The sequence below is a fragment of the Novispirillum itersonii subsp. itersonii ATCC 12639 genome (assembly GCF_000381985.1).
Lineage (GTDB): Bacteria > Pseudomonadota > Alphaproteobacteria > Rhodospirillales > Rhodospirillaceae > Novispirillum > Novispirillum itersonii.
Genome location: NZ_KB907348.1, coordinates 75,733 through 98,020, shown reverse-complemented (window position 1 = coordinate 98,020; position 22,288 = coordinate 75,733). Strand labels below are relative to the sequence as shown.

The following is a 22,288-nucleotide window of genomic DNA, read 5'->3' as shown; positions in this document are numbered from 1 at the left end:
ACCCTTGACGATGGTCAAGTGATTTACCCGGGATTAGGCGGATGCTGGCGTCAGCACCTTCCCCGGAGCCGACCAGCATGGGCATCAATCTCGATCTGTTATCGGAACAGGCAATCCTCGGCGCGGCCCTGACCCGGCTCAGCCCGCTGGGCACAGCCCAGATGGCCGATGAAGACACCGTCCTGTACCGCGAAGGCGAGCCCCTCGACACCCTTTATCTGGTGCAGGACGGATCGGTGATGACCGAAGTGGCCCTGATCGCCGGATGCCCCGGCACCGCCACCCCGGTGGATATTGCCGGGCGCGGCGCGGTCCTTGGGCTGTCTGATCTCGGTGACGGTCTGCATGGCGAAACCGCCCGGACCCTCTCCCCCTGTCGTCTGATCCGCCTGAGCCCGGCACAGGTCAACACATTGGCCGGATCCTCCGCCGAAACCGCCCTGCTGCTGGTCGGGCTGCTGTCTGTCGGGCTGCGCCACCGTATCCGTGCCATCTCCGATCAGCGCAGCCTGAGCGCGCGGGGGCGGCTGATGGCGTTTCTGCTGTCGCTGATGCCCGGTCGCCGGGGCGGGGCCGTCACCGTCCGCCTGCCGGTCAGTAAAACCACACTGGCCGCCCATCTCGGCATCACCCCGCAAAGCCTCAGCCGGTCCCTGCGCAGTCTGCGCGATGACGGTGTCACCGTACGCGGCCCGCTGGTGACAGTCGCCGATCCGGGCGGCCTGCGGCTGGCAATGGAGGCTGAACGCGATGTCGCCTGAAATCAGGCCGCCTGCTGCCATGCCTGCCGAAGACAGCTGCTCGATGGGGGGCCTGTTTGAGACCGATGTGCTGGACATCCTGATGGACCGGTCCCGCCGTCTGCGCCTGATCCCCGGCGACTCGCTGTTTTCGCAGGGGGATCCGGCGGACAGGTTTTTTCTGATCCGCGACGGCAAGGTCCGGCTTTACACGCTGGAGTCCGGCGGCGGCGAGGTCACGCTGCATGTGTTCGGCCCCGGCGACTTCTTCGGGCTTCCGGCCATGCTGGGGCTGCGCCATTACCCGGTGAACGGTGACGCGGTGACAGCAGCGGTGGTTGATGTCATCACCCGCAGCACCCTGTTCGCCCGGCTGGAGGAAGATGGCGGCCGTCTGGCCCCCCTGCTGGTCAGCCTTGGGCGCCGTCACCGCACCATGACCCGCGCACTGGCCGAACTGAAGGGGATCAGCGCCTTCCGCCGGGTCTGCCTGTGGCTGTGGCGCGAGCTGGAAAAAGCCATGCCGGAGGCCGGGCAGCACCCCCCGGGCACCCCGGCGGCGATCCGCCTGCAGGTCCCGCATTATGTCATCGCCGGGGCGGTCGGCCTGACCCCGGAGAATTTTTCCCGCGCTCTGCGCCGTCTGGAAAAGCTGGGCATCCACCTGCACCGGGGCCACCTGACCATCACCGACACCACTGCCCTGAAACATCTGGCTGAAACCGAAGCCCCATCCTGAAATCCCGGCACCCGGAAGCGGTGCCCGGCCATTTACCATCCATCATGGAGGGGTTTTGGCGAAGGGAACAGGGTGATGCCGTTAAGCCCACACAGACAGGGGATTATGATGACCATGTTTACAGGTTTAAAAGGGGCGGCAGCGTCGCGATCATGGGGGGTGTTCGGGTCCGTCGCCGTTGCGGCACTGCTGGCCTTCGCCCCCGCCGCCTCTGCCCAGACCGCCCCCGCCGCCCCGGCTGAAGCGGCCCCGGTGCCGACGATGACCCCGGAAGAGTTCGCGCAGGCCAAAGACATCTTCTTCCAGCGCTGCGCCGGCTGTCATGGCGTGCTGCGCAAAGGGGCGACCGGCCCCAATCTGGAACCGGCCCGCACCCGCACCCTGGGCCTTGAACATCTGGAAGCCTTTATCAATTTCGGCAGCCCCGCCGGGATGCCCAACTGGGGGACATCCGGCGAGCTGAGCAAAGAGCAGGTCAATCTGATGGCCCGCTACGTCATGCAGGACCCGCCGCAACCGCCGGAATGGGGCATGAAGGAGATGAAGGCCTCGTGGGAAGTGCTGGTAAAACCCGCTGACCGCGTGAAAAAGAAGGAAAGCACCCTCGATATCGAGAATCTGTTCTCCGTCACCCTGCGCGACGCCGGTCAGGTTGCCCTGATCAACGGCAGTACCCACCAGATCGAAAAGATCATCCCGACCGGCTACGCCGTTCATATTTCCCGCATTTCCGCCTCGGGCCGCTATGTCTTCGTCATTGGCCGTGACGCGCGTATCGACATGATCGACCTGTGGCCGAAAGAACCGACCAAGGTCGCCAGCCTGAAGGTCGGGCTGGAAGCGCGCTCGGTTGAAACCTCCAAGTTCAAGGGCTGGGAAGACAAATACGCCATCGCCGGCACCTACTGGCCGCCGCAGTACGTGATCATGGACGGCGAAACGCTGGAACCGCTGAAGATCTCCTCGACCCGCGGCATGATCTACGACGAGCAGAGCTATCACCCGGAACCGCGCGTTGCCTCGATCCTTGGGTCTCACTACCGGCCTGAGTTCATCGTCAACGTCAAGGAAACCGGCAAGGTGATGATGGTCGATTATTCCGACCTGAAGAACCTGAAGACCACGGAAATCGAAGCGGAACGCTTCCTGCATGACGGCGGCCTCGACAGCTCTGGCCGGTACTTCATGGTGGCGGCCAACGCCCGCAACAAGGTGTCAGTGATCGACACCAAGGACGGCAAACTGGTCGCCAACGTCGAAACCGGGGCAACCCCGCATCCGGGGCGCGGTGCCAACTTCGTCCATCCGAAGTTTGGTCCGGTCTGGGCCACCAGTCATCTGGGCGATGACGGTATTTCGCTGATCGGCACCGATCCGAAAGGCCATCCGAAGCAGGCGTGGAAAGTGGTGGAAACCCTGAACGGTCAGGGCGGCGGATCGCTGTTCATCAAGACCCATCCGAAATCCGGCAACCTGTGGGTTGATACCCCGCTGAACCCGGACGAAAAGGTCTCGCAGTCGGTTGCCGTGTTTGACATCCGCAGCCTCGATAAGGGGTTTGAAGTGCTGCCGATCGCCGAATGGGCCGATCTGGGCGAAGGGGCCAAACGTGTCGTCCAGCCGGAATACAACAAGGCAGGCGACGAGGTGTGGTTCTCGGTCTGGAACGGCAAGACCCAGAAATCGGCAATCGTGGTCGTTGATGACAAGACCCGCAAGCTGAAGACGGTGATCAAGGATGACCGGCTGGTCACCCCGACCGGCAAGTTCAACGTCTTCAACACCCAGCACGACATTTATTAAGGGCCAGACAGACTGCCGGGGGGCGGTTTGCCCCGCCCCCCGGACTTCTTTCCGCTGATTTTCCGTGATTTCTCTGATGGGGGACCTGACAGATGCATGGCTTTCCTGCGCATGATTTTGGCGTGGTGTATCTGGTCGGGGCCGGTCCCGGCGACCCCGATCTGCTGACCGTGCGGGCGGCCCGCCTGCTGGAGACAGCCGATGCGGTGGCCCATGACCGTCTGGTCTCTGACGGGGTTCTGTCGCTGCTGTCCCCCACCGCTGAACGGGTGTTTGTCGGCAAACGCCCGGGACGGCACCACTGTACGCAGGACCGTATCAACACGGTGCTGCTTGATCTTGCCGCCCGCCATAAAACCGTGGTCCGCCTGAAAGGCGGGGACCCGTTCGTTTTCGGGCGCGGGGGCGAGGAAGCTGAATTTCTGGCCGCGCACGGCGTGGAAGTGCGGGTGGTGCCCGGCATCACCACTGCCGCCGCCTGCGGGGCGCTGTGCGGCGTACCGCTGACCCACCGCGGACTGGCCACCGGCGTCCGCTTTGTCACCGGTCACTGTCAGGCCGATGCGCCGCTGTCCCTCAACTGGGCCAGCCTTGCCGACGCCGACACCACACTGGTCGTATACATGGGCCTGCAGACACTGCCGCAGATTGTTGCCGGTCTGACCAGCCACGGCCTGAGCGGTGCAACCCCGGTGCTGGCGGTGGAAAACTGCTCCACCCCCCGGGAACGCCGCCTGAAGACCGTGCTGTCGGACTGTGTCGGGGATGTTGCCCGCGCCGGTCTGGAGCCGCCGACCCTGTTCATCATCGGCCGCGTTGCCGCAATGGCGGATGCCCCGGTCCTGCCGGGTCGGATCCTGCCGGATCCGCAGGCGATGCCGTCACCGCGCCCGGTGCTGGCAGTGGTCAACGGATGGGGCCCGTCATGATCCCCCGGCGGGCGGGCACCGCCGCCGCTCTGGCCACCCTGACGGCCCTGATCTGGGGCAGCACCGCCGCTGCCGAACTGCCCCCGGCCCGCAAAGCCGAACTCGCAGCCCTGCTGACGCAGGATTGCGGGTCCTGCCACGGACTGACCCGCCACGGCGGTCTTGGTTCTCCCCTGACCGCCGAGGCCCTACGCGGACAGGATGATGCGGTGCTGGCCACCATCATCCGCGATGGCCTGCCCGGCAAACCGATGCCGCCATGGGGGCCCCTGCTGTCCGGTCAGGATATCGACTGGCTTATCCACCTGCTGCGGGAGACACCGCCATGATCCGCCGCCTGCTGTTGTCTGCCACCGCCGCCCTGCTGCTGTCCGCATGCTCCACCGCCGATCCGTCCGGGCCGTCTGTTGCCGGCGCGTCTCTCCGTGGGACCGGAGGCCTTGGGGTGGTGATTGAACGGGCCAGCGGACAGGTTGCGGTGGTGGACCGCCTGCAGGCGACCCGCCTTGCCACCATCGGCGGGCTGGGCGACCTCAGCCATGCCTCGGTGGTGTTTGATCCGACCGAACGCTATGCCTACATCTTTGGGCGCGACGGGGGCCTGACCAAAGTCGATCTGCTGCGGCAGGTGATTGACCGCCGGGTGATGCAGTCCGGCAACTCCATCGGCGGGGCAATTTCCGAAGACGGCACCCTGATCGCGGTGGCCAACTACACCCCCGGCGGGGTCAAGGTGTTTGACGCCACCACGCTGGAGCTGGTCGCCGACATCCCCGCCACCGAAACCGGGGATGGCACACGGTCAAAGGTGGTCGGACTGGAGGACGCCCCCGGCAACCGCTTTGTCTTCAGCCTGTACGACACCGGCGAGACCTGGATCGCTGATTTCTCCGCTGACCGCCGGACCCCGCGCCTCACCCGGTTCCCGGATATCGGCCACCAGCCTTATGACGCTCTGGTCACCGAAGACGGGCGCTGGTACATCGCCGGACTGTTCGGCGAAGACGGTCTGGCAAAAATCGACCTGTGGCACCCCGAGCGTGGTGTGACCCGGATCCTTGATGGCTACGGCAAAGGGCAGCAGCCGCTGCCGGTCTATAAGATGCCGCATCTGGAAGGCTGGGCGGTGGCAGGGTCTCTCGCCTTTCTGCCTGCCATCGGGCGGCATGAGGTGCTGGTGATCGACACGGCCAGCTGGAAACAGGTGGCTGCCATTCCGGTCGCCGGTCAGCCGGTGTTCGCCATGGCCCGGCCCGGCGGACGGCAGGTGTGGGTCAACTTCGCCCTGCCCGATAACGGTACGGTACAGGTGATTGATGCCGAAAGCCTGACCGTCACCGACACCCTGACCCCGGGCCCGGGGGTCCTGCATATGGAATTCAGCCCGCGCGGGGACCGGGTGTGGCTGTCGGTACGCGATCAGGACCTGCTGCGGGTTTACGACACCGACAGCCGCCGCGAGATCGCCACCCTGCCTGCGGATAAACCGTCCGGGATCTTCTTCACCCCCCGCGCCCACCGCATCGGCCTGTGAGGACTGCCAGCATGGCCCCTGTTGACCTCAGCCCGCTAGAAAAAAGCCTGCTGGACATCGCCCAGCGCGGTTTTCCGCTGTCCCCACGCCCGTATGCCACGCTGGCCCGGCAACTGGGGACCACCGAAGACGCCGTACTGGCCGCCTTCCGGTCCCTGCAGACGCAGGGCGTGGTCGGGCGGATCGGGGCGGTCTGGGCCCAGGGGGCGGTCGGATCAAGCTGCCTCGCCGCCCTGAAAGTCCCGCCCGCCCGGCTGGACGCGGTGGCGGCCTGTGTCGGGGCACATCCTGAGGTCAACCATAATTACGAACGCGATCACCCGTGGAACCTGTGGTTTGTGGTGGCGGCCCGCGATGAGGCCGCGCGCGAGGCGGTGCTGGATTCCATCGCCGCCGAAACCGGGCTGCCGCTGCTGCGCCTGCCGATGGAACACGGACACCACCTTGACCTTGGTTTTGCCATCGACTGGTCGCCGTCCGCCGCCATAAAGGAGAACCGGGCATGACCACCGTTTCCGCCGCCCCCCTGCTGGATGATCTTGATCTGGCACTGGTTGATGCACTGGGCACCGGGCTGCCGCTGACCCACCGCCCTTACGCCGGTCTGGGGGCTCCGCTGGGGCTGAGCGAGGCTGCGGTCCTGTCCCGTCTGACCCGTCTGCACGAGACCGGGGTGATCCGCCGGTTCGGCGCAATCGTCCGTCACCGCGAGGTCGGATATCACGCCAACGCGATGTGCGTTTTTGATGTCCCCGATGACCGGGTGGCAGACGCCGGGGCCCGTCTGGCCACCCGCCCGGAAGTCACCCTGTGCTACCGCCGCCGCCGCCAGCGCCCGGACTGGCCCTATAATCTGTTTGCGATGGTCCATGGCAAACAGCGGGATGAGGTCGGCGCCCGGGTCGAGCGGATGGTGCGCGAGTGCGGTCTGGACAGGCTGCCCCGGGCAGTTCTGTTCGGGGTCCGCCGCTTTAAGCAGGGCGGCGGCTGCTACGGTCGCCCACGGACGGCCACCCCGGCGGAGAGCCCGTGATGAGCGACACCGCCATGGAATACGACAGCATCGACCGCGCGATCATCAATGGTCTGCTTGACGGCTTTCCGCTGTCATCCCGCCCTTATGCCGATGCGGCGGCATCTCTGGGGATCACGGAAGAGGCCCTGCTGACCCGCCTGCGCAGCCTGCTTGAGCGGGGCATCCTGACCCGGTTCGGCCCGCTGTTCCGCCCGGAAAGCATCGGTGGTCTGGCAATCCTCGCCGCCCTGTCCGTCCCGGCGGAGCGCTTTGACGAAGTGACCGCCACCGTCAACGCCTACCCCGAGGTCGCCCATAACTATCAGCGCGACCACCGCTGGAACATGTGGTTCGTGGTCGCCACCGCCACCCCGGACCGGGCGTGGGCCGTGCTGGCCGAGATTGAGGCCGTCACCGGCCTGACCGTGGTGGCCCTGCCGAAGGAACACGAATTTTTCCTCGATCTGAGGCTGACGGCATGACCGATGCACATCTGACCGATCAGGCCCTGATTGCCGCCACAGAAGGCGGCCTGCCGCTGACCGCCACCCCGTATGCCGAGATTGCCACCCGCCTTGGCGTCAGCGAAACGGCCGTGACGGACCGCCTGCGCGCCATGCTGGCCGATGGCCGGATCCGCCGCATCGGCGCGGTGCCCAACCATTACCGCCTCGGCTACACCGCCAACGGCATGACCGTGTGGGATGTCGCCGATGACCGGGTGATGGATCTGGGCGCGGCAGTCGGGCAGTTGCCGTTTGTCTCGCACTGCTATCTGCGGCCCCGGGTGCCGGGGCTGTGGTCTTACACCCTGTTTGCCATGGTCCATGGCCGCAGCCGGGCCGAAACCGATGCCCATGCCGCTGCCATCCGCGCCCTGCTGGGCGATGCCCTGCGGGCCGGAGAGATCCTCTATTCCACCCGTGTGCTGAAAAAGACCGGGATCCGCACCGCCGGACGGCAGCCTGTGAAGGAGACATCCTGATGTTCCGTCTGTCCCGCTATATGAAAGATCTGGTTGCGACACCGGAGAGTGCCGCCACACCGCAACGCCGCCCGGTTCTTCTGGGTTCCGGCCCGGTGGTGATCTGGAACCTGATCCGCCGCTGCAATCTGACCTGCCGCCACTGTTACAGTTCCTCCGCTGATACCGATTTTGCCGGGGAGCTGACAACGGCGGAGGTCTTCCGGGTGATGGATGACCTGAAAGATGCCGGGGTCGGCGTGCTGATCCTGTCCGGCGGGGAACCGCTGCTGCGCCCGGACATTCACATCATCGGGGCACGGGCCAAGGCACTGGGGTTTTATGTCGGCCTGTCCTCTAACGGCACGCTGATGGATGCTGCCGCCGTCGGTGCCATTGCCGACACCGGCTATGATTATGTCGGCATCAGCCTTGATGGCATGCGCGAGACCCACGACATCTTCCGCCGCCGGGCCGGGGCCTTTGATGCCTCGCTCGCCGGGCTGCGGGCCTGCCGGACTGCCGGGATCAAGACCGGGCTGCGCTTCACCATCACCGAACACACCGCCCGCGATCTGCCGCGCCTGCTGGATCTGGCGGCGGAAGAAGCGGTCGACAAACTTTATTTCTCCCACCTCAACTACGCCGGGCGCGGTAACCACAACCGGGCGGAAGACGCCCATCACCGCCTGACCCGGTCGGTGATGGACACCATTCTTGACCGCTGTCTGGCCGACACACTGGCCGGAAGCGGGCGGGAATACGTCACCGGGAACAATGATGCTGACGCCCTGTATATGCTGCGCTGGGCGGAAAAACGTTTTCCCGCCCGCCTTGCCCGGCTGGAACAGACCCTGCGCCGCTGGGGGGGCAATGCCTCCGGGGTTGGTATCGCCAATATTGATAACCTTGGTATCGTGCATCCTGACACCATGTGGTGGACCCACGCCCTGGGGTCGGTCCGGGACCGGCGGTTCGGCGATATCTGGGCCGATACCTCAGACCCGCTGATGGCCGGGCTGAAACAGCGGCCCCGCCCGGTCAGCGGGCGCTGTGGCCAATGCCGCCATCTGGCGATCTGCAACGGCAATACCCGCACCCGCGCCTATCAGCTGACCGGTGACCCGTGGGCGGAAGACCCGGGCTGTTATCTGACCGATGCCGAGATCGGCCTGACCGCAGCCCCGGCCCCGCGGATACAGGTCCTGCCCTTTGGGGCGACACCCCGCCCGGCCCCGATCACCGGGGCCGCCTCCCTCTCAGGCCTCACCGGCGGGGAGGTCCGCCCATGATCCGCCGCTGCCTGTCTGCCGCCGCCACCCTGATCGCCCTGTTGTCGGCAGCGCATGCCGAAGAGCCCGACCCCGCCCGGCTGTATACCCAGCACTGTGCCGCCTGCCACGGCGGTGACCGGCTGGGGGCCATCGGGCCAGCCCTGCTGCCGCAGAATCTGGAGCGCCTGAAACCGGCGGACGCGGTGGACGTGATCCTTCATGGCCGCCCCGCCAGTCAGATGGCCGGATTTGAAGGGGTGCTGACCCGGCAGGATGCCGAAGCGCTGGCCGGATGGGTGTTCCGTCCCCCGGCCACCTCGCCGCACTGGGGGCTGGAAGAAACCGCCGCCAGCCGCACCGTCTTCGTTGACCCGGCAACCCTGCCTGCCCGCCCGACCCACACCGCTGATCCGATGAACCTGTTTACGGTGGTGGAAAGCGGTGATCACCATGTCTCGGTGGTCGATGGCGACCGCTTTACGGTTCTGGACCGTTTTCCCAGCCATTTTGCCCTGCACGGCGGGATCAAATATGACCCGACCGGGCGCTTTGCCTATATGGTCAGCCGCGATGGCTGGGTTGATCAGTATGACCTGTGGACCCTGCAACGGGTGGCAGAGGTGCGGGCCGGGATCAATACCCGGAACATCGCCGTCTCCGCTGACGGGCGGTGGCTGGCGGTGGGGAATGCGGTTCCGGCTTCGGTGGTGATTCTGGATGCGCGCGACCTGTCGCCGCAGCGGGTGATCCCGGTCTCCGCCAGCGGGCAGGACAGCCGGGTTTCAGCCGTCTATACCGCCCCGCCGCGCCACAGCTTTCTGGTCGCCCTGAAGGATTTGCCGGAAATCTGGGAAATCCCCTATGACAAGCCGGTCAAACCCTATTACCCCGGTCTGGTCCATTCTTACGAACCCGGCATGGTCGAAGCCCTGAGCGTGCAGGACGGGGCTTTTTCCACCCGGCGGATCAAGCTGGAGGATTATCTCGACGACTTCTTCTTCGATCAGTCCTACCAGCACGTGATGGGCGCGGCCCGGACCGGGGCCAAAGGGCAGGTGGTCAACCTGAGTGTCGGGCGCAAAGTGGCCGACATCCCCCTGACCGGCATGCCGCATCTGGGGTCAGGCATCACCTTCGACTGGAACGGCATCCGGGTGATGGCCTCGCCCAATCTGAAGGAAAACAAGATCACCGTCATCAGCATGACCGACTGGTCACTGGTGAAGGACATCCCGACACTGGGGCCGGGGTTTTTCCTGCGCGGTCATGAGAACAGCCCCTACATCTTCGCCGATGTGTTTTTCGGCCCCAACCGCGATGCCGTCCATGTCATCGATAAGCAGACACTGGACATCGTCAGAACCCTTCGTCCGGCACCGGGCCGGACCGTCGCCCATGCCGAGTTCACGCAGGACGGCCGCTATGTGCTGCTGTCGCTGATGGAACAGGACGGAGCGCTGATCGTGATCGACGCCACCACACTGGAAGAAGTGACCCGCCTGCCGATGCGCCGCCCGGTCGGAAAGTACAACGTCGCGAACAAAATCCGTTACGAGGAAGGGACCAGTCATTGATCCCGGAGCAGATCCGGCCCCGTACGGTGCCCCATACAGTAATTGTTGCCGCCCATGGCCCGGACCGTGGCAGCGCCGACCCGACCCGGCATCTGGCCGGAAGGCTGGCGGAAACGCTGGCCCGGCGGGCCGGGCAAGGCGTGCGACAGGTCCGGCCCGCTTTTCTGCGCGGGACCGGTCCAGACCTGCTGCCGGATGTGCTGGCAGCCCTGCCAGCCGGAAGACCGGTGACGGTGCTGCCGCACTTTGCGGCGGATGGCACCTTTACCCGCAGCATCATCCCTGCCCGGATCCGCGAAGCCGGATCCCACCTGACCGTCACCGCCCTGCCGCCCCTTGGCACCGCGCCCGCCATACACGATCTTCTTACAACGGCCCTGCGGGTACAGCCGGGATCAGACCTGCTGCTGATCGGCCACGGCAGCACGGACCAGAACAGCCCCTCCCCCCTGACCGCTCTGGCGGAATCCCTGCGGGCTGCCGGTCACATCCGACGGGCGGCAGCCGTGTTTCTGGAGCATGCGCCCCGCCTGCAGGACTGGCGGGCGCTGGGACTGGGGCCCGACATCATCATTGCCGGGCTGTTCGCCGGATATGGTCGCCATGTCCGTCACGATCTGCCCGCTGCCTTCGGCCTGCCTGAGGACAGCCTCCGCCATCACAGCAGCCACCGCATCGCCGGTCATCACCTGACCTGCCTGCTGCCGCTGACCGATGCCGCCGCCATGGCCGGTATCGCCGCCGATCTGCTGACCGCCGCATAATCCATAATCCCGAGCAGACCGCTCAGCCACTTACCCGCTGTCAAGGAGGGCGGTCGCCACCGCCCCTAGTGTGGGGTCTGGCCGTCGATGGCCAGAGGGGGCGCGCGCCCCGGTACCCTGCCAGCCCGCTGCCTTACGCCAGCCAGCCAGCCCCGGGGCCGGGGGCCGCTTCGCCGTCATCGGCCACAGGCCAAGCACAATGGGGAAGCGCGACATATGTCCGAACGACTCACAAAATCGGCGGCCCGCAATATCTTTTACGGGGGCACGCTGTTCTTTCTGGCGATTTTCATCGCCTTGGTGGCACACAGCCACGCTTACATCCTCAACACGTCGTCTAACAACGACCGCCTGACAGACGCGGTCGTGCGCGGCAAACACGTGTGGGAAAAGAACTCCTGCATCAACTGCCACACCATCATGGGCGAAGGCGCTTACTTCGCCCCGGAAGTGGGCAATGTCTGGGTCCGTTACGGCGGGAAGGAAGATCCCGAGTCCGCCCGTGAGGCACTGAAAAACTGGTTTGCCGCCCAGCCGACAGGCATCGAAGGCCGCCGCCAGATGCCGCAGTTCAACCTGACAGAGCAGGAAGCCAACGACCTGATCGACTTCCTGAAGTGGACCAGCGAGGTCAACACCCAGAACTGGCCGCCGACCCCGGCCGGCTGAGGCACCGTCAACACGCCACAGCCGCACCCACCGGTTTTAGCGGGGAGAGAGAAAACCATGAGTTACCAATCCCAGAGGGTTGCCCTCTATTACTTCGCAGGGGCCCTGACCCTGTTTCTGGTACAGGTCGCCGTCGGCGTTCTGGCCGGAACGGTCTACGTGATGCCCAATATCCTGTCTGACCTGCTGCCCTTCAACATCATCCGCATGATCCACACCAACGCCCTGATCGTGTGGCTGCTGATGGGCTTCATGGGGGCCACCTATTACCTGCTGCCTGAGGAAACCGAGACGGAACTGCACAGCCCAAGGCTGGCAATCGCCCAGTTCTGGATCTTCTTCATCGCCGCACTGGTCACCGTGCTGGGCTATGTCCTGCGCATCCACGAAGGCCGGGAATTTCTGGAACAGCCGCTGCTGATCAAGGTCGGCATCGTGATCGTGGCCCTGATGTTCCTGTACAACTGCACCATGACCCTGCTGAAGGGCCGCAAGACCGCCGTTGCCAACGTGCTGATGCTGGGTCTGTGGTTTGTGGCGATCTTCTTCCTGTTCGCTTTCTACAACCCCGGCAACCTGTCGCTGGACAAGATGTACTGGTGGTGGGTCGTCCATCTGTGGGTGGAAGGCGTTTGGGAGCTGATCATGGCCGCCATTCTGGCCTATCTGATGATCAAGCTGACCGGCGTTGACCGCGAGGTGGTGGAAAAGTGGCTGTATGTGATTGTCGGCCTGTCGCTGTTCACCGGCATTCTCGGCACCGGCCACCATTATTACTGGATCGGGACTCCGGGATACTGGCGCTGGATCGGGTCGGTGTTTTCCACCCTTGAAGTCATCCCCTTCTTCGCGATGGTGATCTTCACCTTCTACATGATCTGGAAAGGTGGCCGGAAGCATCCGAACAAGGCAGCCCTGCTGTGGTCGCTCGGCACCGCCGTCATCGCCTTCCTCGGCGCCGGGGTATGGGGCTTCCTGCACACACTGGCCCCGGTCAACTATTACACCCACGGCACACAGGTCACCGCCGCCCATGGCCATCTCGCCTTTTACGGTGCCTATGTGATGCTCAACGTGGCGATGATGACCTATGCCCTGCCCCATCTGCTGCGGCGTGACGTCTATAATCAGGCCCTGAACATGTGGGGCTTCTGGATCACCACCGCCGGCATGTGCTTCATGACCTTTACCCTGACCTTTGCCGGGGTGGTGCAGACCCACCTGCAACGCGTGATGGGCATGAACTACATGGAGGTACAGGACCAGATCAGCCTGTTCTTCTGGTACCGCCTCGGCTCCGGCGTTGCCGTGCTGATCGGGGTGATCCTGATCGTTTACAGCCTTGCCGTTCCGGGCAGCCGTCTGGCCAAGATCGCCAACGGTGAGACCCGGCCTGCCGAATAATCCCGGACCCATCTTCCGCTCCGGGCACCTGCCCCCGACACCTGCCGGTTTTCACGGCCCGGTGGATGTCGGGGGCCCTTTTCCGCGAGGATGCCATGCCTGACGCACCGACCCTTCACCCCACTGCCATCGCCGGGGATGCCCCGTTCTACCTGCCGCAGGGCGGCGAAGTCAGCCTGTTTGAACAGGCCCAGCACCACCGCCTGCCGCTGCTGCTGAAAGGGCCGACCGGCTGCGGCAAAACCCGCTTTGTCACCCATATGGCCGCCCGTCTCGGCCTGCCGCTGTATACGGTGGCCTGCCATGATGACCTGACCGCCGCCGACCTGACCGGGCGCTATCTGCTGAAAGGCGGCGAGACCGTCTGGGTCGATGGCCCGCTGACCCGTGCCGTCCGCGAAGGCGGCATCTGCTATCTGGATGAGGTGGTCGAAGCCCGCAAGGATGTCACCGTCGTGCTGCATCCGCTGACCGACGACCGCCGGATCCTGCCGCTGGAACGGACCGGCGAACTGCTGGAGGCACCACCCTCCTTCATGCTGGTGGTCTCTTACAACCCCGGCTACCAGAACATCCTGAAAAGCCTGAAGCCTTCAACCCGTCAGCGGTTTCTGGCCTTTGATTTCAGCTATCCTGCCCCTGACCTTGAGGCCCGGGTGGTCGCCAGCGAAAGCGGCGTCGATGCCGACACCGCCGCCATGCTGGTGCGTCTGGCCGGGCGGATCCGTGGCATGGCCGGGGCAGATCTGGAAGAAGCCGCCTCCACCCGTCTGCTGGTGTACTGCGCGATCCTGATCAAAGCCGGGCGCCCGCTGCGCGACGCCGTGCGCGCCGCCATCATCGAGCCGCTGTCCGATGACCCCGCCGTCAAAGCCGGGCTGAGTGAGGCCATTGCCGCCCTGCTGGGCTGATCTGCCCCCTATCCTGACCACAAGCCGGAACCGAACATCATGTGGCACTTTCTGGAACTGGAAGAACAGGTCGGATGGGGCTGGCACCGTCTGGTCGGCACCTGCCCCAGCTACCCGTCGCATCCACAGGCGGCGGTGGAGCTGGCAGAAATCCGCGCCATGCTGGCCGTCTTCTTCCGGGGGCTGGGCGGATCAGCGGCGGTGGAACTGTCCGCCTCCGGCGCAGAGGAAAGCGGTCACCGCCTGACGTGGCGGCAGCGGCTGGGCATGGCGGCGGAAACCCTGCCGGTCTCCAGCCTGTCAGAAGCAGCCCTGCGCCTGCCCGACCGGATCGACCTGTTCCCCGATGCCGACCAGAACCGCAGCCTGTACCTGTGGCTGGCGGCGTTTTTTGCCGCAGCGAAACCCCCGCAGCCGGACCACGATGAAGATCTGCTGCGTCGGGATCTGCGGGCCCTGATCCGGGCCAGAGCCACCACGGCGCGGACTCTGGCCGCCTATCCGGGCCTGCGTGATCGCCACGCCACGCTGGCTGCCGCAGTTGCCGGAATCCGCCCCCGCCGTCCGCTGTCAGAGATGGAAGCCTTGGTGGAAAGCTGCGTCAGCGCCCTGCTGCGGGGACAACGCCCGGCGGCAGGTGGCGGGGCCGCCCTGTATGATCTGGTCAGCGCCGGGGATGAAACCGCCGTGACGGCCTATCGCGCCCCCCGCCGGTACCGCCCGTTCCTGCCGGTGCCCCTGTGGGGCGAAGTCCGTCCGCATGTCACCCAGTCCCGCCCGTCATCGGCAGAAACCGGGGAAGACGGCAGCGGCGACAGCGGCGGGGATGACCGCCGGAAACGCAAGGCCCGCCGCAAAACACAGGATCAGGCCGACCGCGATGACCCGATGATCCTCAACCGCATGGAAAAGATTCTGATGCTGGCCGAAATGGTCAACGTCAACCGTGGGGATGATGACGACGACGACCAGAACGCCCGCAAAGCTGCGGATGATATGGAGGAAATCACTGTCTCCCCTCATAGCAAAAAGACGGCGGCACGGATCCGGCTGGATCTGGATCTGCCACCCGATGCGGTGACCGGCGGGGCGCTGACCGGCGGTGGCACCTATCCCGAATGGGATTATCGCCGCGCTATACTGCTGCCCGATCACTGCCGGGTGATGACCGGCCCCGCCACCGAAGAAGGTGGCGACTGGGCCCCGGATGAAACCGCACGCCGCCTGATTGTGCGGGTCCGACGGCAGTTTGAGGCCCTGCGCCCGCGTCTGATCACCCATCGCGGGCAGGCCGATGGCGATGATCTGGATCTTGAGGCCCTGGTACGGTCCCGCGTTGACCTGCACGCCAACGGCAGCGTCAATGACCGCGTCTATCTGAAAACCCGGGCCAGCGCCCGCGACCTGTCGGTGGCGGTGCTGATGGATGTCTCGCTGTCCACCGATGCCTGGATTGATAACCGCCGGGTGCTGGATGTGGAGAAAGAAGCGCTGTCAGTCTTTCTGTCGGGCCTGAATGCCTGCGGGGATGAAAACGCGGTGTTCACCTTTACCTCCCGCCGCCGGGACTGGGTGCGGGTGCAGACCGTCAAAGACTTTGACGAACCGTTCGGCCCGGCGGTGCTGCGGCGGGTGGCAGCCCTGAAGCCCGGCTATTACACCCGGATGGGGGCAGCAATCCGCCATGCGGCGGCACAGCTGGAAAAGCGCCCGCACGGACGGCGGCTTCTACTGGTGCTGACCGACGGCAAACCGAATGACATTGATCATTACGAAGGCCGCTTTGGGATCGAAGACAGTCGGCACGCAATTCTGGAAGCCCGCCGTAAGGGGCTGGCGGTTTTTGGCGTGACCATTGACGCCGAGGCACGGGATTACTTCCCCGCGCTGTTTGGCCGGGGCCGTTACGCGATTGTCAGTGATCTGTCGCGGCTGTCTCAGGCCCTGCCCCGGCTGTATCAGGGGATTGCCGCATGACTGCGCCTGACAGGGATAGCCCCCCCGAAGAAACCGGGGGAGAAGCCGCTGATTGGGGGGCCTTGTCCGCCCTGCCCGGCAACCCGTTGATGTGGATCCTGATCCTGTCGGAGCTGGCGGTGTTCGGGGCCTTCCTGATCGGGTTCACCGGGGCGCGGATTGCTGACCCCGGCGGCTTTGCCGACAGTCAGGCTCTGCTCAGCCGGGTTGACGGTGGCCTCAACACACTGGTGCTGATCACCAGCGGCTGGATGGCAGCCCTGGCCGGGCGTGCCAGCCATGACGGACGGCAGCGGGCCTGCCGGGGCTGGCTGCTGGCGGCTCTGGCGCTGGGGGCCGTGTTTCTGGCGGTCAAAGCCGTGGAATACAGCGGCAAGGCGGCGCTGGGAATCGGGCTGGAAACCAACACGTTCTTCACCCTGTATTATCTGATCACCGGCTTCCATGCCCTGCATGTGGTGCTGGGAATGGTGATTCTGGGCATCGGCATCTGGCGCCCTGCCCGCGACACCGTCGAAACCGGCACCGCCTTCTGGCACATGGTCGATCTGATCTGGGTGCTGGTCTATCCGGTGATATATCTGGTGCGCTGACAGGAGCAGACAGGATGCCGTCCCCCGACTTTACCCCACCGCCCCCACGCCGCCTGTTTATCGCCTGGCTGCTGCTGGCCGGTCTGACAGTCACCAGTCTTCTGGCCGGTCTGGATGGCTTATCCCCGGCCTCCACCGCCAGCCTGACCCCGGCAGCGGTGGCATCCGTGCTGCTGGCAACGGCGCTGAAAGCACGGGAAATCCTGCGGGTCTACCTTAACCTGCGGGCCTCCACGCCCGGCTGGCGCGGAACACTGACCGCTTTTGTCGTGGTGATCATCGCTGGCGTCGCCGGGGGACAGGCCATCATTCTGACCCTGCACTGACCGGGGCAAACAAGACCCTTCAACAGAAAACAGGGGGGCACCTGAGGCCCCCCTGTTCCGTCTTACTGAATCCGTCTTACTGAGTCCCGTTTTACCGGTCGCCCAACGCCCCAAACACGGCCCCGATCCCCCCCAGTAAGGCCGCAGCCACCACGGCCCCTAACAGCATATCCGCCCCGGTCATCACCGGGGCCATACCGTCAGCGGGCAGGGCTTTCAGCAGGGCGATCATCCCGCCCCACAGCAATATCGCCACCCCAACCCCAAAGCCACCGATGACCACGGCAAGGGGGATCCGTCGCTTTGCCGGGGTCATCGCTTTTTCTCCGCATCCAGCACCACCTGCAACGGCACCGGCTCTGCCGGGCCAAGGGCGGCCATGACCACACCATCAGCCCCCAGATGCAGGCCGGTCACCCCGCGCGGCTTGGTCATCAACAGACGCGAGACCGCAGCCGGATCAACGGCCCCAATCAGACTGTACCCCCCGACCTGACCGGTCAGACAGGCTGAGGCCGAGGCAACATCCATATCGTGGGTTTCCACACGGAACCCCTGTCCGGCCAGTTGCCCGGCCCAGTCAGCAGCCTCGGTCCGGCAAGACGCTGCGGCAGTAACGGCAACCCGGGGAACCTGCACCATAGAGGCCGCAAGAACCCCCATCCAGACAGCGGCCCCGGCAACGGGCAAAAGCGGCAACAGACGCATGGCGGACTCCTCCCGGTGGTCATACTCCGCCGATCCTGCCTGCCGCTGCGGTAAACAGCCCTGACGGCGGTCAAGTAGAGGGAAAAAGGAACCCAGATAGCCCCGATGGCACCCCAGACCAAACGCAAAAAACCCCGGTCGCTGTGACCGGGGTTTTTGCCGAAGGCTTTGGTGAACCTTCAAAATATGGTGGGTACACAAGGATTCGAACCTTGGACCCGCTGATTAAGAGTTCGCGGACCATCCGGAAGCAATGACCTACGGGAGCCCCCATTGGCCCACCTGCTCCTACGCTTGCCTGGCAGGCAACCAGCTTTTCGGATCGGAGGAGCCGGAGATACCCGCAACAGGCCACATACGCCTCCGAAGCATTGCAGGCGGGACCAGCTTAACATCCTGTCCGGTTTTCGGGGGCCATTTCTGCCCCCTACAACATGCTTGCCGCTCAAACAGATTATTTACGTGGCTTGTACTTTTCAGAATACTGGGCCGCTCGCTTTTGTGCCTCAGCCAGCTGAGGCGGCGAAAGCTTCTCTGCCAAACCATCGCGTGCAGATATAATGGAAGATTGATCTGGGACGCCGCTGGCAATCGCGACTGAGAGCCATGTGTAAGCCAGGCTGTAGTTTTGGGGTACGCCCTGGCCCTTCTTATACATGAGCCCGAGGTTGTGCTGGGCGGCAGCAAGACCCTGCTCGGCAGCCTTGCGGGGCCAAGTCACCGCCTGCTGGTGATCCTGGGGCACACCCTCGCCCTTGTAATACATCCCCGCGAGGGTGTTCTGAGCGATGGCATCGCCCTGCTCGGCAGCCTTGCGATACCAAGCCGCCGCCTGCTGGTCATCCTGGGGTACACCCTCGCCCACGGAATACATGGCCCCGAGGTTGTACTGGGCGTCAACATCGCCCTGCTCGGCGGCCTTGCGGTACCAGGCCACCGCCTGCTGGTGATCCTGGGGTACGCCCCGGCCCTTCTTATACATAACCCCGAGGGCATTCTGGGCGGCAGCATCGCCCTGCTCGGCGGCCTTACGGTACCAGGCCGCCGCCTGCTGGTGATCCTGGGATACGCCCTTGCCCTCGTAATACATGGCCCCGAGGGTGTTTTGGGCTTCAGCATCGCCCTGCTCGGCGGCCTTGCGGAACCAGGTCGCCGCCTGCTGGTGATCCTGAGGTACGCCCTCGCCCTTCTTATACATGACCCCGAGGGCGTACTGGGCATTGACATCGCCCTGCTCGGCGGCCTTACGGTACCAGGTCTCCGCCTGCTGGTGATCCTGAAGTACGCCCTCACCCTCCTTATACATGACCCCAAGGTTGTACTGGGCGACAGCATGGCCCTGCTCGGCAGCCTTGCGGTACCAGGCCGCCGCCTGCTGGTGATCCTGGGGTACGCCCTTGCCCTCGTAATACATGCGCCCGAGGGCGTTCTGGGCGCTAGCATCACCCTGCTGGGCGGCCTTGCGGTACCAGGTCGCCGCCTGCCGGTAATCCTGGGGTACACCCTCGCCCTTCTTATACATGATCCCGAGGTTGTACTGAGCCCCAGCATCGCCCTGCTCGGCGGCCTTACGGTACCAGGCCGCCGCCTGCTGGTGATCCTGAGGTACGCCCCGGCCCTTCTTATAGATGAGCCCGAGGGCGTTCTGGGCGCCAGCATCGCCCTGCTCGGCGGCCTTGCGGTACCAAGCCACCGCCTGCTGGTGATCCTGGGGTACGCCCTCGCCCTTCTTATACATGAGCCCGAGGTTGTACTGGGCGCCAGCATCGCCCTGCTCGGCGGCCTTACGGTACCAGGTCGCCGCCTGCTGGTGATCCTGGGGTACGCCCTCGCCCTTCTGATACATGAGCCCGAGGTTGTACTGGGCGCCAGAATCGCCCTGCTCGGCGGCCTTACGGTACCAGGTCGCCGCCTGCTGGTGATCCTGGGGTACGCCCTCGCCCTTCTGATACATGAGCCCGAGGTTGTACTGGGCGCCAGAATCGCCCTGCTCGGCGGCCTTACGGTACCAGGTCGCCGCCTGCTGGTGATCCTGGGGTACGCCCTTGCCCTCGTAATACATGTACCCGAGGATGCTCTGGGCGGAGGCATCGCCCTGCTCGGCAGTCTTGCGGAACCAGGCCGCCGCCTGCCGGTGATCCTGGGGTACGCCCTCGCCCTTCTGATACATGACCCCGAGGGCGTACTGGGCGTCGGCATCGCCCTGCTCGGCGGCCTTACGGTACCAGGCCGCCGCCTGCTGGTCATTCTGGGGTACGCCCTCGCCCTTCTTATACATGAGCCCGAGGTTGAACTGCGCGACAGCATGGCCCTGCTCGGCGGCCTTGCGGAGCCAGGCCGCCGCCTGCTTGTGATCCTGGGGTACGCCCTTGCCCCCGTAATACATGGCCGCGAGGGTGTTCTGGGCGTCAGCATCGCCCTGCTCGGCGGCCTTGCGGAACCAGGCCACCGCCTGCTGGTGATCCTGGGGTACGCCCTCGCCCTTCTTATGGATGAGCCCGAGGGTGTTCTGGGCGGAGGTATCGCCCGGTCACTCTTGAGCTTGGATGGTGACCGATGCGCAGCCGACGGCCAAAGCGACTGTTAGGACCAGCAGACTTGTTCGGGCAGCGAGGGGCAGGGAGTGCATATCCGCATCCTTGGTTGGAAAGGTCTGCATCTGAACACCAGTGCGGGAAAACTGCAATGGGACTCATAGGGGTAGAGAGGGGGCCCCGGATAATCGGACAGGATGAGAAGAAAATCCCGACCGCGAGATCCCGTGGTGCTGGAAGCAGCGATGCAGGGCGCTCCGGGTCAGCTTCGGAATGGCCTCGTCGATGCCGCCAACATCGCCGGACGGCTGGCCGCCCCGCTCCTGACAGCGGCGGAATAGGGGGAACGGCCCACAGGGGCCGCTCCCCGCCCTTCCCTTTTTTCCCCCGGACCACCGTTTCGGGGACACGCGGGGGACCAAAAGCAAAAGGCCCGGTCGCTGTGACCGGGCCTTAGGCCGAAGGCTTTGGTAAACCTTCAGAATATGGTGGGTGCACAAGGATTCGAACCTTGGACCCGCTGATTAAGAGTCAGCTGCTCTACCAACTGAGCTATGCACCCATACTCGCCGACGTTGCCGTCGAGGAGGCGGTTTATAGGGGGTCCGCCGTCCTCTGGCAAGCCAAAAATGCGGCCTGCCTCACTTTTTTAAAAAACACCGCTCTCACCGGTCGGTCAGTCGTCAAACCCACCGCTGCGGCTGATCTGTACATCGCGGTGGACATGCACACTCATCAGCACCCCGAAACCGATCATCAGGGTCATCATCGCCGTTCCACCATAAGAGATCAGCGGCAGCGGGATCCCCACCACTGGCAGCAGCCCCATCACCATCGCAATGTTAATGAAGACGTACAGGAAGAACGTCGTGGTGACCCCGATCGCCACCAGCCGCCCGAAGTGGTGGCGGCATCGGGCCGCAATATAAAACCCGTAGGCAAGGATCAGGACATACAGCCCCAGCAGGGTAACCCCCCCGACCATCCCGAACTCTTCACCCAGCATGGTAAAAATGAAGTCGGTCTGATGCTCCGGCAGGAAGTCGAGATGGCTCTGGGTCCCCAGCATATACCCTTTCCCGAAAACCCCGCCGGACCCGAGTGCGATTTTTGACTGGGTGATATGATACCCGGTCCCCAGCGGATCGCGGTCTGGGTCAAGGAATGTCAGCACGCGGTTTTTCTGATAGTCGCGCAACATCTCCCAGACCACCGGCACCGCAGCCAGCCCAACCGCGCCGACAGAAAAGAAGATCCACAGCGGGACCCCGGCGACCAGAAACAGCACAACGCCGCCCATCATCAGCATCATCGCCGTCCCAAGATCGGGCTGCTTGAGCACCAGCACCGCTGGCATCGCAATCAGCAGTGCCGGGGGAATCAGGAACGAAATCCGCCGCACCGTATCAACATCAGCGCCGTGGAAATACCGGGCCAGCGTCAGCACCAGCGCGATCTTCATCAGTTCTGAAGGCTGGAGCTGGAACAGCCCGAGATCGACCCAACGCTGCGCCCCCATGCCGATGGTGCCCTTGACCTCCACCGCCACCAGAAGCACCAATGCCACCGTATAAAACGCGTAGGCATAGCGCATGAAATGCCGGATATCGATCATCGACAGAAACAGCAGAAACACCACCCCAACCCCGAAGCGGATCATCTGCTTATCTGCCCAGGGGGACAGGTTTCCTTCCGCCGCCGAATACAGCATCAGAAAGCCGACCGATGCCACCATGGTCACCAGCAGGATCAGGGTCCAGCTGATGTGCCACAGTTTTTCAGTCAGGGTCATCTCGCCTTTGCGCAGGCGGGTGGAGCGGAAGCCCATTG

General features: G+C 64.6%; 24 protein-coding genes, 1 tRNA gene and 1 pseudogene. 19 read left to right on the top strand and 7 right to left on the bottom strand.

Annotated features, from left to right (window positions below; translation table 11 throughout):
- Positions 1 to 41 precede the first annotated feature (41 nt).
- The 13 genes from G365_RS0115905 (at position 42) to G365_RS0115845 (ending at position 11,336) form a co-directional block, all read left to right on the top strand.
- Entirely contained in the window at positions 42 to 761 is a 720-nt protein-coding gene (locus G365_RS0115905) for a Crp/Fnr family transcriptional regulator (RefSeq protein WP_081628592.1), read from the top strand.
- Positions 751 to 1,479 carry a Crp/Fnr family transcriptional regulator gene (locus G365_RS0115900; protein ID WP_019646525.1) on the top strand — a complete coding sequence of 243 codons (729 nt, stop codon included), beginning with the start codon at positions 751 to 753 and terminating at the stop codon, positions 1,477 to 1,479. The genes G365_RS0115905 and G365_RS0115900 overlap by 11 nt, the downstream gene beginning before the upstream one ends.
- 114 nt (positions 1,480 to 1,593) lie before the next feature.
- Complete coding sequence (locus G365_RS0115895) at positions 1,594 to 3,282, top strand: cytochrome D1 domain-containing protein (RefSeq protein WP_456091357.1); 1,689 nt, start codon at positions 1,594 to 1,596, stop codon at positions 3,280 to 3,282.
- A 92-nt stretch (positions 3,283 to 3,374) separates the two neighbouring features.
- The gene (gene cobA / locus G365_RS0115890; RefSeq protein WP_019646523.1) at positions 3,375 to 4,211 is read left to right on the top strand and encodes a uroporphyrinogen-III C-methyltransferase; all 837 of its coding nucleotides are present in this window, start codon (positions 3,375 to 3,377) and stop codon (positions 4,209 to 4,211) included.
- Entirely contained in the window at positions 4,208 to 4,540 is a 333-nt protein-coding gene (locus G365_RS0115885) for a c-type cytochrome (protein ID WP_019646522.1), read from the top strand. The genes cobA and G365_RS0115885 overlap by 4 nt, the downstream gene beginning before the upstream one ends.
- Positions 4,537 to 5,745, top strand: a complete 1,209-nt coding sequence (locus G365_RS0115880; RefSeq protein WP_019646521.1) for a cytochrome D1 domain-containing protein — start codon at positions 4,537 to 4,539, stop codon at positions 5,743 to 5,745. The genes G365_RS0115885 and G365_RS0115880 overlap by 4 nt, the downstream gene beginning before the upstream one ends.
- A gap of 11 nt (positions 5,746 to 5,756) precedes the next feature.
- Positions 5,757 to 6,251 carry an Lrp/AsnC family transcriptional regulator gene (locus G365_RS0115875; protein ID WP_019646520.1) on the top strand — a complete coding sequence of 165 codons (495 nt, stop codon included), beginning with the start codon at positions 5,757 to 5,759 and terminating at the stop codon, positions 6,249 to 6,251.
- Positions 6,248 to 6,778: a siroheme decarboxylase subunit beta gene (ahbB, locus tag G365_RS0115870; protein ID WP_019646519.1), complete on the top strand. Its 531-nt coding sequence runs from the start codon at positions 6,248 to 6,250 to the stop codon at positions 6,776 to 6,778. Before G365_RS0115875 ends, ahbB (G365_RS0115870) begins: the two co-directional genes overlap by 4 nt.
- Positions 6,778 to 7,242 (top strand): Lrp/AsnC family transcriptional regulator, encoded by a 465-nt coding sequence (locus tag G365_RS24140; RefSeq protein ID WP_019646518.1) that lies wholly within the window; start codon positions 6,778 to 6,780, stop codon positions 7,240 to 7,242. The genes ahbB (G365_RS0115870) and G365_RS24140 overlap by 1 nt, the downstream gene beginning before the upstream one ends.
- Positions 7,239 to 7,745, top strand: coding sequence for a siroheme decarboxylase subunit beta (gene ahbB, locus G365_RS24135; RefSeq protein ID WP_019646517.1), 507 nt, complete (start codon positions 7,239 to 7,241; stop codon positions 7,743 to 7,745). The genes G365_RS24140 and ahbB (G365_RS24135) overlap by 4 nt, the downstream gene beginning before the upstream one ends.
- Positions 7,745 to 9,016, top strand: a complete 1,272-nt coding sequence (nirJ, locus tag G365_RS0115855; RefSeq protein ID WP_019646516.1) for a heme d1 biosynthesis radical SAM protein NirJ — start codon at positions 7,745 to 7,747, stop codon at positions 9,014 to 9,016. Before ahbB (G365_RS24135) ends, nirJ begins: the two co-directional genes overlap by 1 nt.
- Positions 9,013 to 10,572, top strand: a complete 1,560-nt coding sequence (locus G365_RS0115850; RefSeq protein ID WP_019646515.1) for a nitrite reductase — start codon at positions 9,013 to 9,015, stop codon at positions 10,570 to 10,572. Before nirJ ends, G365_RS0115850 begins: the two co-directional genes overlap by 4 nt.
- A 26-nt stretch (positions 10,573 to 10,598) precedes the next feature.
- Entirely contained in the window at positions 10,599 to 11,336 is a 738-nt protein-coding gene (locus tag G365_RS0115845) for a CbiX/SirB N-terminal domain-containing protein (RefSeq protein ID WP_169545172.1), read from the top strand.
- 30 nt (positions 11,337 to 11,366) lie between these two features.
- On the opposite strand, the gene G365_RS23935 is transcribed toward G365_RS0115845, so the two are convergent.
- Positions 11,367 to 11,552, bottom strand: coding sequence for a hypothetical protein (locus G365_RS23935; protein WP_155976323.1), 186 nt, complete (start codon positions 11,550 to 11,552; stop codon positions 11,367 to 11,369).
- On the opposite strand from G365_RS23935, the gene G365_RS0115840 reads away from it, so the two are divergent.
- The 6 genes from G365_RS0115840 to G365_RS21960 all read left to right on the top strand — a co-directional run bounded on the left by G365_RS0115840 (position 11,553) and on the right by G365_RS21960 (position 17,216).
- A complete protein-coding gene (locus tag G365_RS0115840; protein WP_019646513.1) occupies positions 11,553 to 12,005 on the top strand; it encodes a c-type cytochrome in 453 nt (150 codons plus the stop codon).
- Positions 12,006 to 12,062: 57 nt separating this feature from the next.
- Positions 12,063 to 13,409 (top strand): cbb3-type cytochrome c oxidase subunit I, encoded by a 1,347-nt coding sequence (locus G365_RS0115835; protein WP_019646512.1) that lies wholly within the window; start codon positions 12,063 to 12,065, stop codon positions 13,407 to 13,409.
- A 95-nt stretch (positions 13,410 to 13,504) separates the two neighbouring features.
- Positions 13,505 to 14,320, top strand: coding sequence for a CbbQ/NirQ/NorQ/GpvN family protein (locus tag G365_RS0115830; RefSeq protein WP_043742748.1), 816 nt, complete (start codon positions 13,505 to 13,507; stop codon positions 14,318 to 14,320).
- 39 nt (positions 14,321 to 14,359) lie between these two features.
- Positions 14,360 to 16,297 carry a nitric oxide reductase activation protein NorD gene (locus tag G365_RS0115825; protein WP_019646510.1) on the top strand — a complete coding sequence of 646 codons (1,938 nt, stop codon included), beginning with the start codon at positions 14,360 to 14,362 and terminating at the stop codon, positions 16,295 to 16,297.
- Positions 16,294 to 16,890: a cytochrome c oxidase subunit 3 family protein gene (locus G365_RS0115820; protein WP_019646509.1), complete on the top strand. Its 597-nt coding sequence runs from the start codon at positions 16,294 to 16,296 to the stop codon at positions 16,888 to 16,890. Before G365_RS0115825 ends, G365_RS0115820 begins: the two co-directional genes overlap by 4 nt.
- Before the next feature lie 14 nt (positions 16,891 to 16,904).
- A complete protein-coding gene (locus G365_RS21960) occupies positions 16,905 to 17,216 on the top strand; it encodes a cytochrome C oxidase subunit IV family protein (protein ID WP_019646508.1) in 312 nt (103 codons plus the stop codon).
- A gap of 91 nt (positions 17,217 to 17,307) precedes the next feature.
- On the opposite strand, the gene G365_RS0115810 is transcribed toward G365_RS21960, so the two are convergent.
- The 6 genes and pseudogenes from G365_RS0115810 to rodA form a co-directional block, all read right to left on the bottom strand.
- Complete coding sequence (locus G365_RS0115810) at positions 17,308 to 17,532, bottom strand: hypothetical protein (protein WP_019646507.1); 225 nt, start codon at positions 17,530 to 17,532, stop codon at positions 17,308 to 17,310.
- Positions 17,529 to 17,924, bottom strand: a complete 396-nt coding sequence (locus tag G365_RS0115805; protein ID WP_019646506.1) for a DUF411 domain-containing protein — start codon at positions 17,922 to 17,924, stop codon at positions 17,529 to 17,531. The genes G365_RS0115810 and G365_RS0115805 overlap by 4 nt, the downstream gene beginning before the upstream one ends.
- A gap of 454 nt (positions 17,925 to 18,378) precedes the next feature.
- Complete coding sequence (locus G365_RS21955; protein ID WP_019646505.1) at positions 18,379 to 20,373, bottom strand: SEL1-like repeat protein; 1,995 nt, start codon at positions 20,371 to 20,373, stop codon at positions 18,379 to 18,381.
- Positions 20,350 to 20,430 (bottom strand): annotated as a pseudogene (locus G365_RS24645) (SEL1-like repeat protein); the annotation flags it as partial. The gene G365_RS21955 and the pseudogene G365_RS24645, both read right to left, overlap by 24 nt.
- A gap of 514 nt (positions 20,431 to 20,944) precedes the next feature.
- Positions 20,945 to 21,020: transfer RNA gene (locus G365_RS0115790), tRNA-Lys, on the bottom strand.
- 114 nt (positions 21,021 to 21,134) lie between these two features.
- A complete protein-coding gene (gene rodA, locus G365_RS0115785) occupies positions 21,135 to 22,286 on the bottom strand; it encodes a rod shape-determining protein RodA (protein ID WP_019646503.1) in 1,152 nt (383 codons plus the stop codon).
- Positions 22,287 to 22,288: the final 2 nt, after the last annotated feature.

Bases quoted from the DNA above. Each gene is read 5' to 3' on its own strand.
- G365_RS0115825 (WP_019646510.1), top strand. From the start codon at position 14,360: ATGTGGCACTTTCTGGAACTGGAAGAACAGGTCGGATGGGGCTGGCAC.
- G365_RS0115805 (WP_019646506.1), bottom strand. From the start codon at position 17,924: ATGCGTCTGTTGCCGCTTTTGCCCGTTGCCGGGGCCGCTGTCTGGATG.
- G365_RS0115810 (WP_019646507.1), bottom strand. From the start codon at position 17,532: ATGACCCCGGCAAAGCGACGGATCCCCCTTGCCGTGGTCATCGGTGGC.
- ahbB (WP_019646517.1), top strand. From the start codon at position 7,239: ATGACCGATGCACATCTGACCGATCAGGCCCTGATTGCCGCCACAGAA.
- G365_RS21960 (WP_019646508.1), top strand. From the start codon at position 16,905: ATGCCGTCCCCCGACTTTACCCCACCGCCCCCACGCCGCCTGTTTATC.
- G365_RS0115840 (WP_019646513.1), top strand. From the start codon at position 11,553: ATGTCCGAACGACTCACAAAATCGGCGGCCCGCAATATCTTTTACGGG.
- cobA (WP_019646523.1), top strand. From the start codon at position 3,375: ATGCATGGCTTTCCTGCGCATGATTTTGGCGTGGTGTATCTGGTCGGG.
- rodA (WP_019646503.1), bottom strand. From the start codon at position 22,286: ATGGGCTTCCGCTCCACCCGCCTGCGCAAAGGCGAGATGACCCTGACT.
- G365_RS0115835 (WP_019646512.1), top strand. From the start codon at position 12,063: ATGAGTTACCAATCCCAGAGGGTTGCCCTCTATTACTTCGCAGGGGCC.
- G365_RS0115895 (WP_456091357.1), top strand. From the start codon at position 1,594: ATGTTTACAGGTTTAAAAGGGGCGGCAGCGTCGCGATCATGGGGGGTG.
- ahbB (WP_019646519.1), top strand. From the start codon at position 6,248: ATGACCACCGTTTCCGCCGCCCCCCTGCTGGATGATCTTGATCTGGCA.
- G365_RS0115850 (WP_019646515.1), top strand. From the start codon at position 9,013: ATGATCCGCCGCTGCCTGTCTGCCGCCGCCACCCTGATCGCCCTGTTG.
- G365_RS24140 (WP_019646518.1), top strand. From the start codon at position 6,778: ATGAGCGACACCGCCATGGAATACGACAGCATCGACCGCGCGATCATC.
- G365_RS23935 (WP_155976323.1), bottom strand. From the start codon at position 11,552: ATGTCGCGCTTCCCCATTGTGCTTGGCCTGTGGCCGATGACGGCGAAG.
- G365_RS0115900 (WP_019646525.1), top strand. From the start codon at position 751: ATGTCGCCTGAAATCAGGCCGCCTGCTGCCATGCCTGCCGAAGACAGC.
- G365_RS0115885 (WP_019646522.1), top strand. From the start codon at position 4,208: ATGATCCCCCGGCGGGCGGGCACCGCCGCCGCTCTGGCCACCCTGACG.
- G365_RS0115875 (WP_019646520.1), top strand. From the start codon at position 5,757: ATGGCCCCTGTTGACCTCAGCCCGCTAGAAAAAAGCCTGCTGGACATC.
- G365_RS0115820 (WP_019646509.1), top strand. From the start codon at position 16,294: ATGACTGCGCCTGACAGGGATAGCCCCCCCGAAGAAACCGGGGGAGAA.
- nirJ (WP_019646516.1), top strand. From the start codon at position 7,745: ATGTTCCGTCTGTCCCGCTATATGAAAGATCTGGTTGCGACACCGGAG.
- G365_RS0115905 (WP_081628592.1), top strand. From the start codon at position 42: ATGCTGGCGTCAGCACCTTCCCCGGAGCCGACCAGCATGGGCATCAAT.
- G365_RS0115830 (WP_043742748.1), top strand. From the start codon at position 13,505: ATGCCTGACGCACCGACCCTTCACCCCACTGCCATCGCCGGGGATGCC.
- G365_RS0115880 (WP_019646521.1), top strand. From the start codon at position 4,537: ATGATCCGCCGCCTGCTGTTGTCTGCCACCGCCGCCCTGCTGCTGTCC.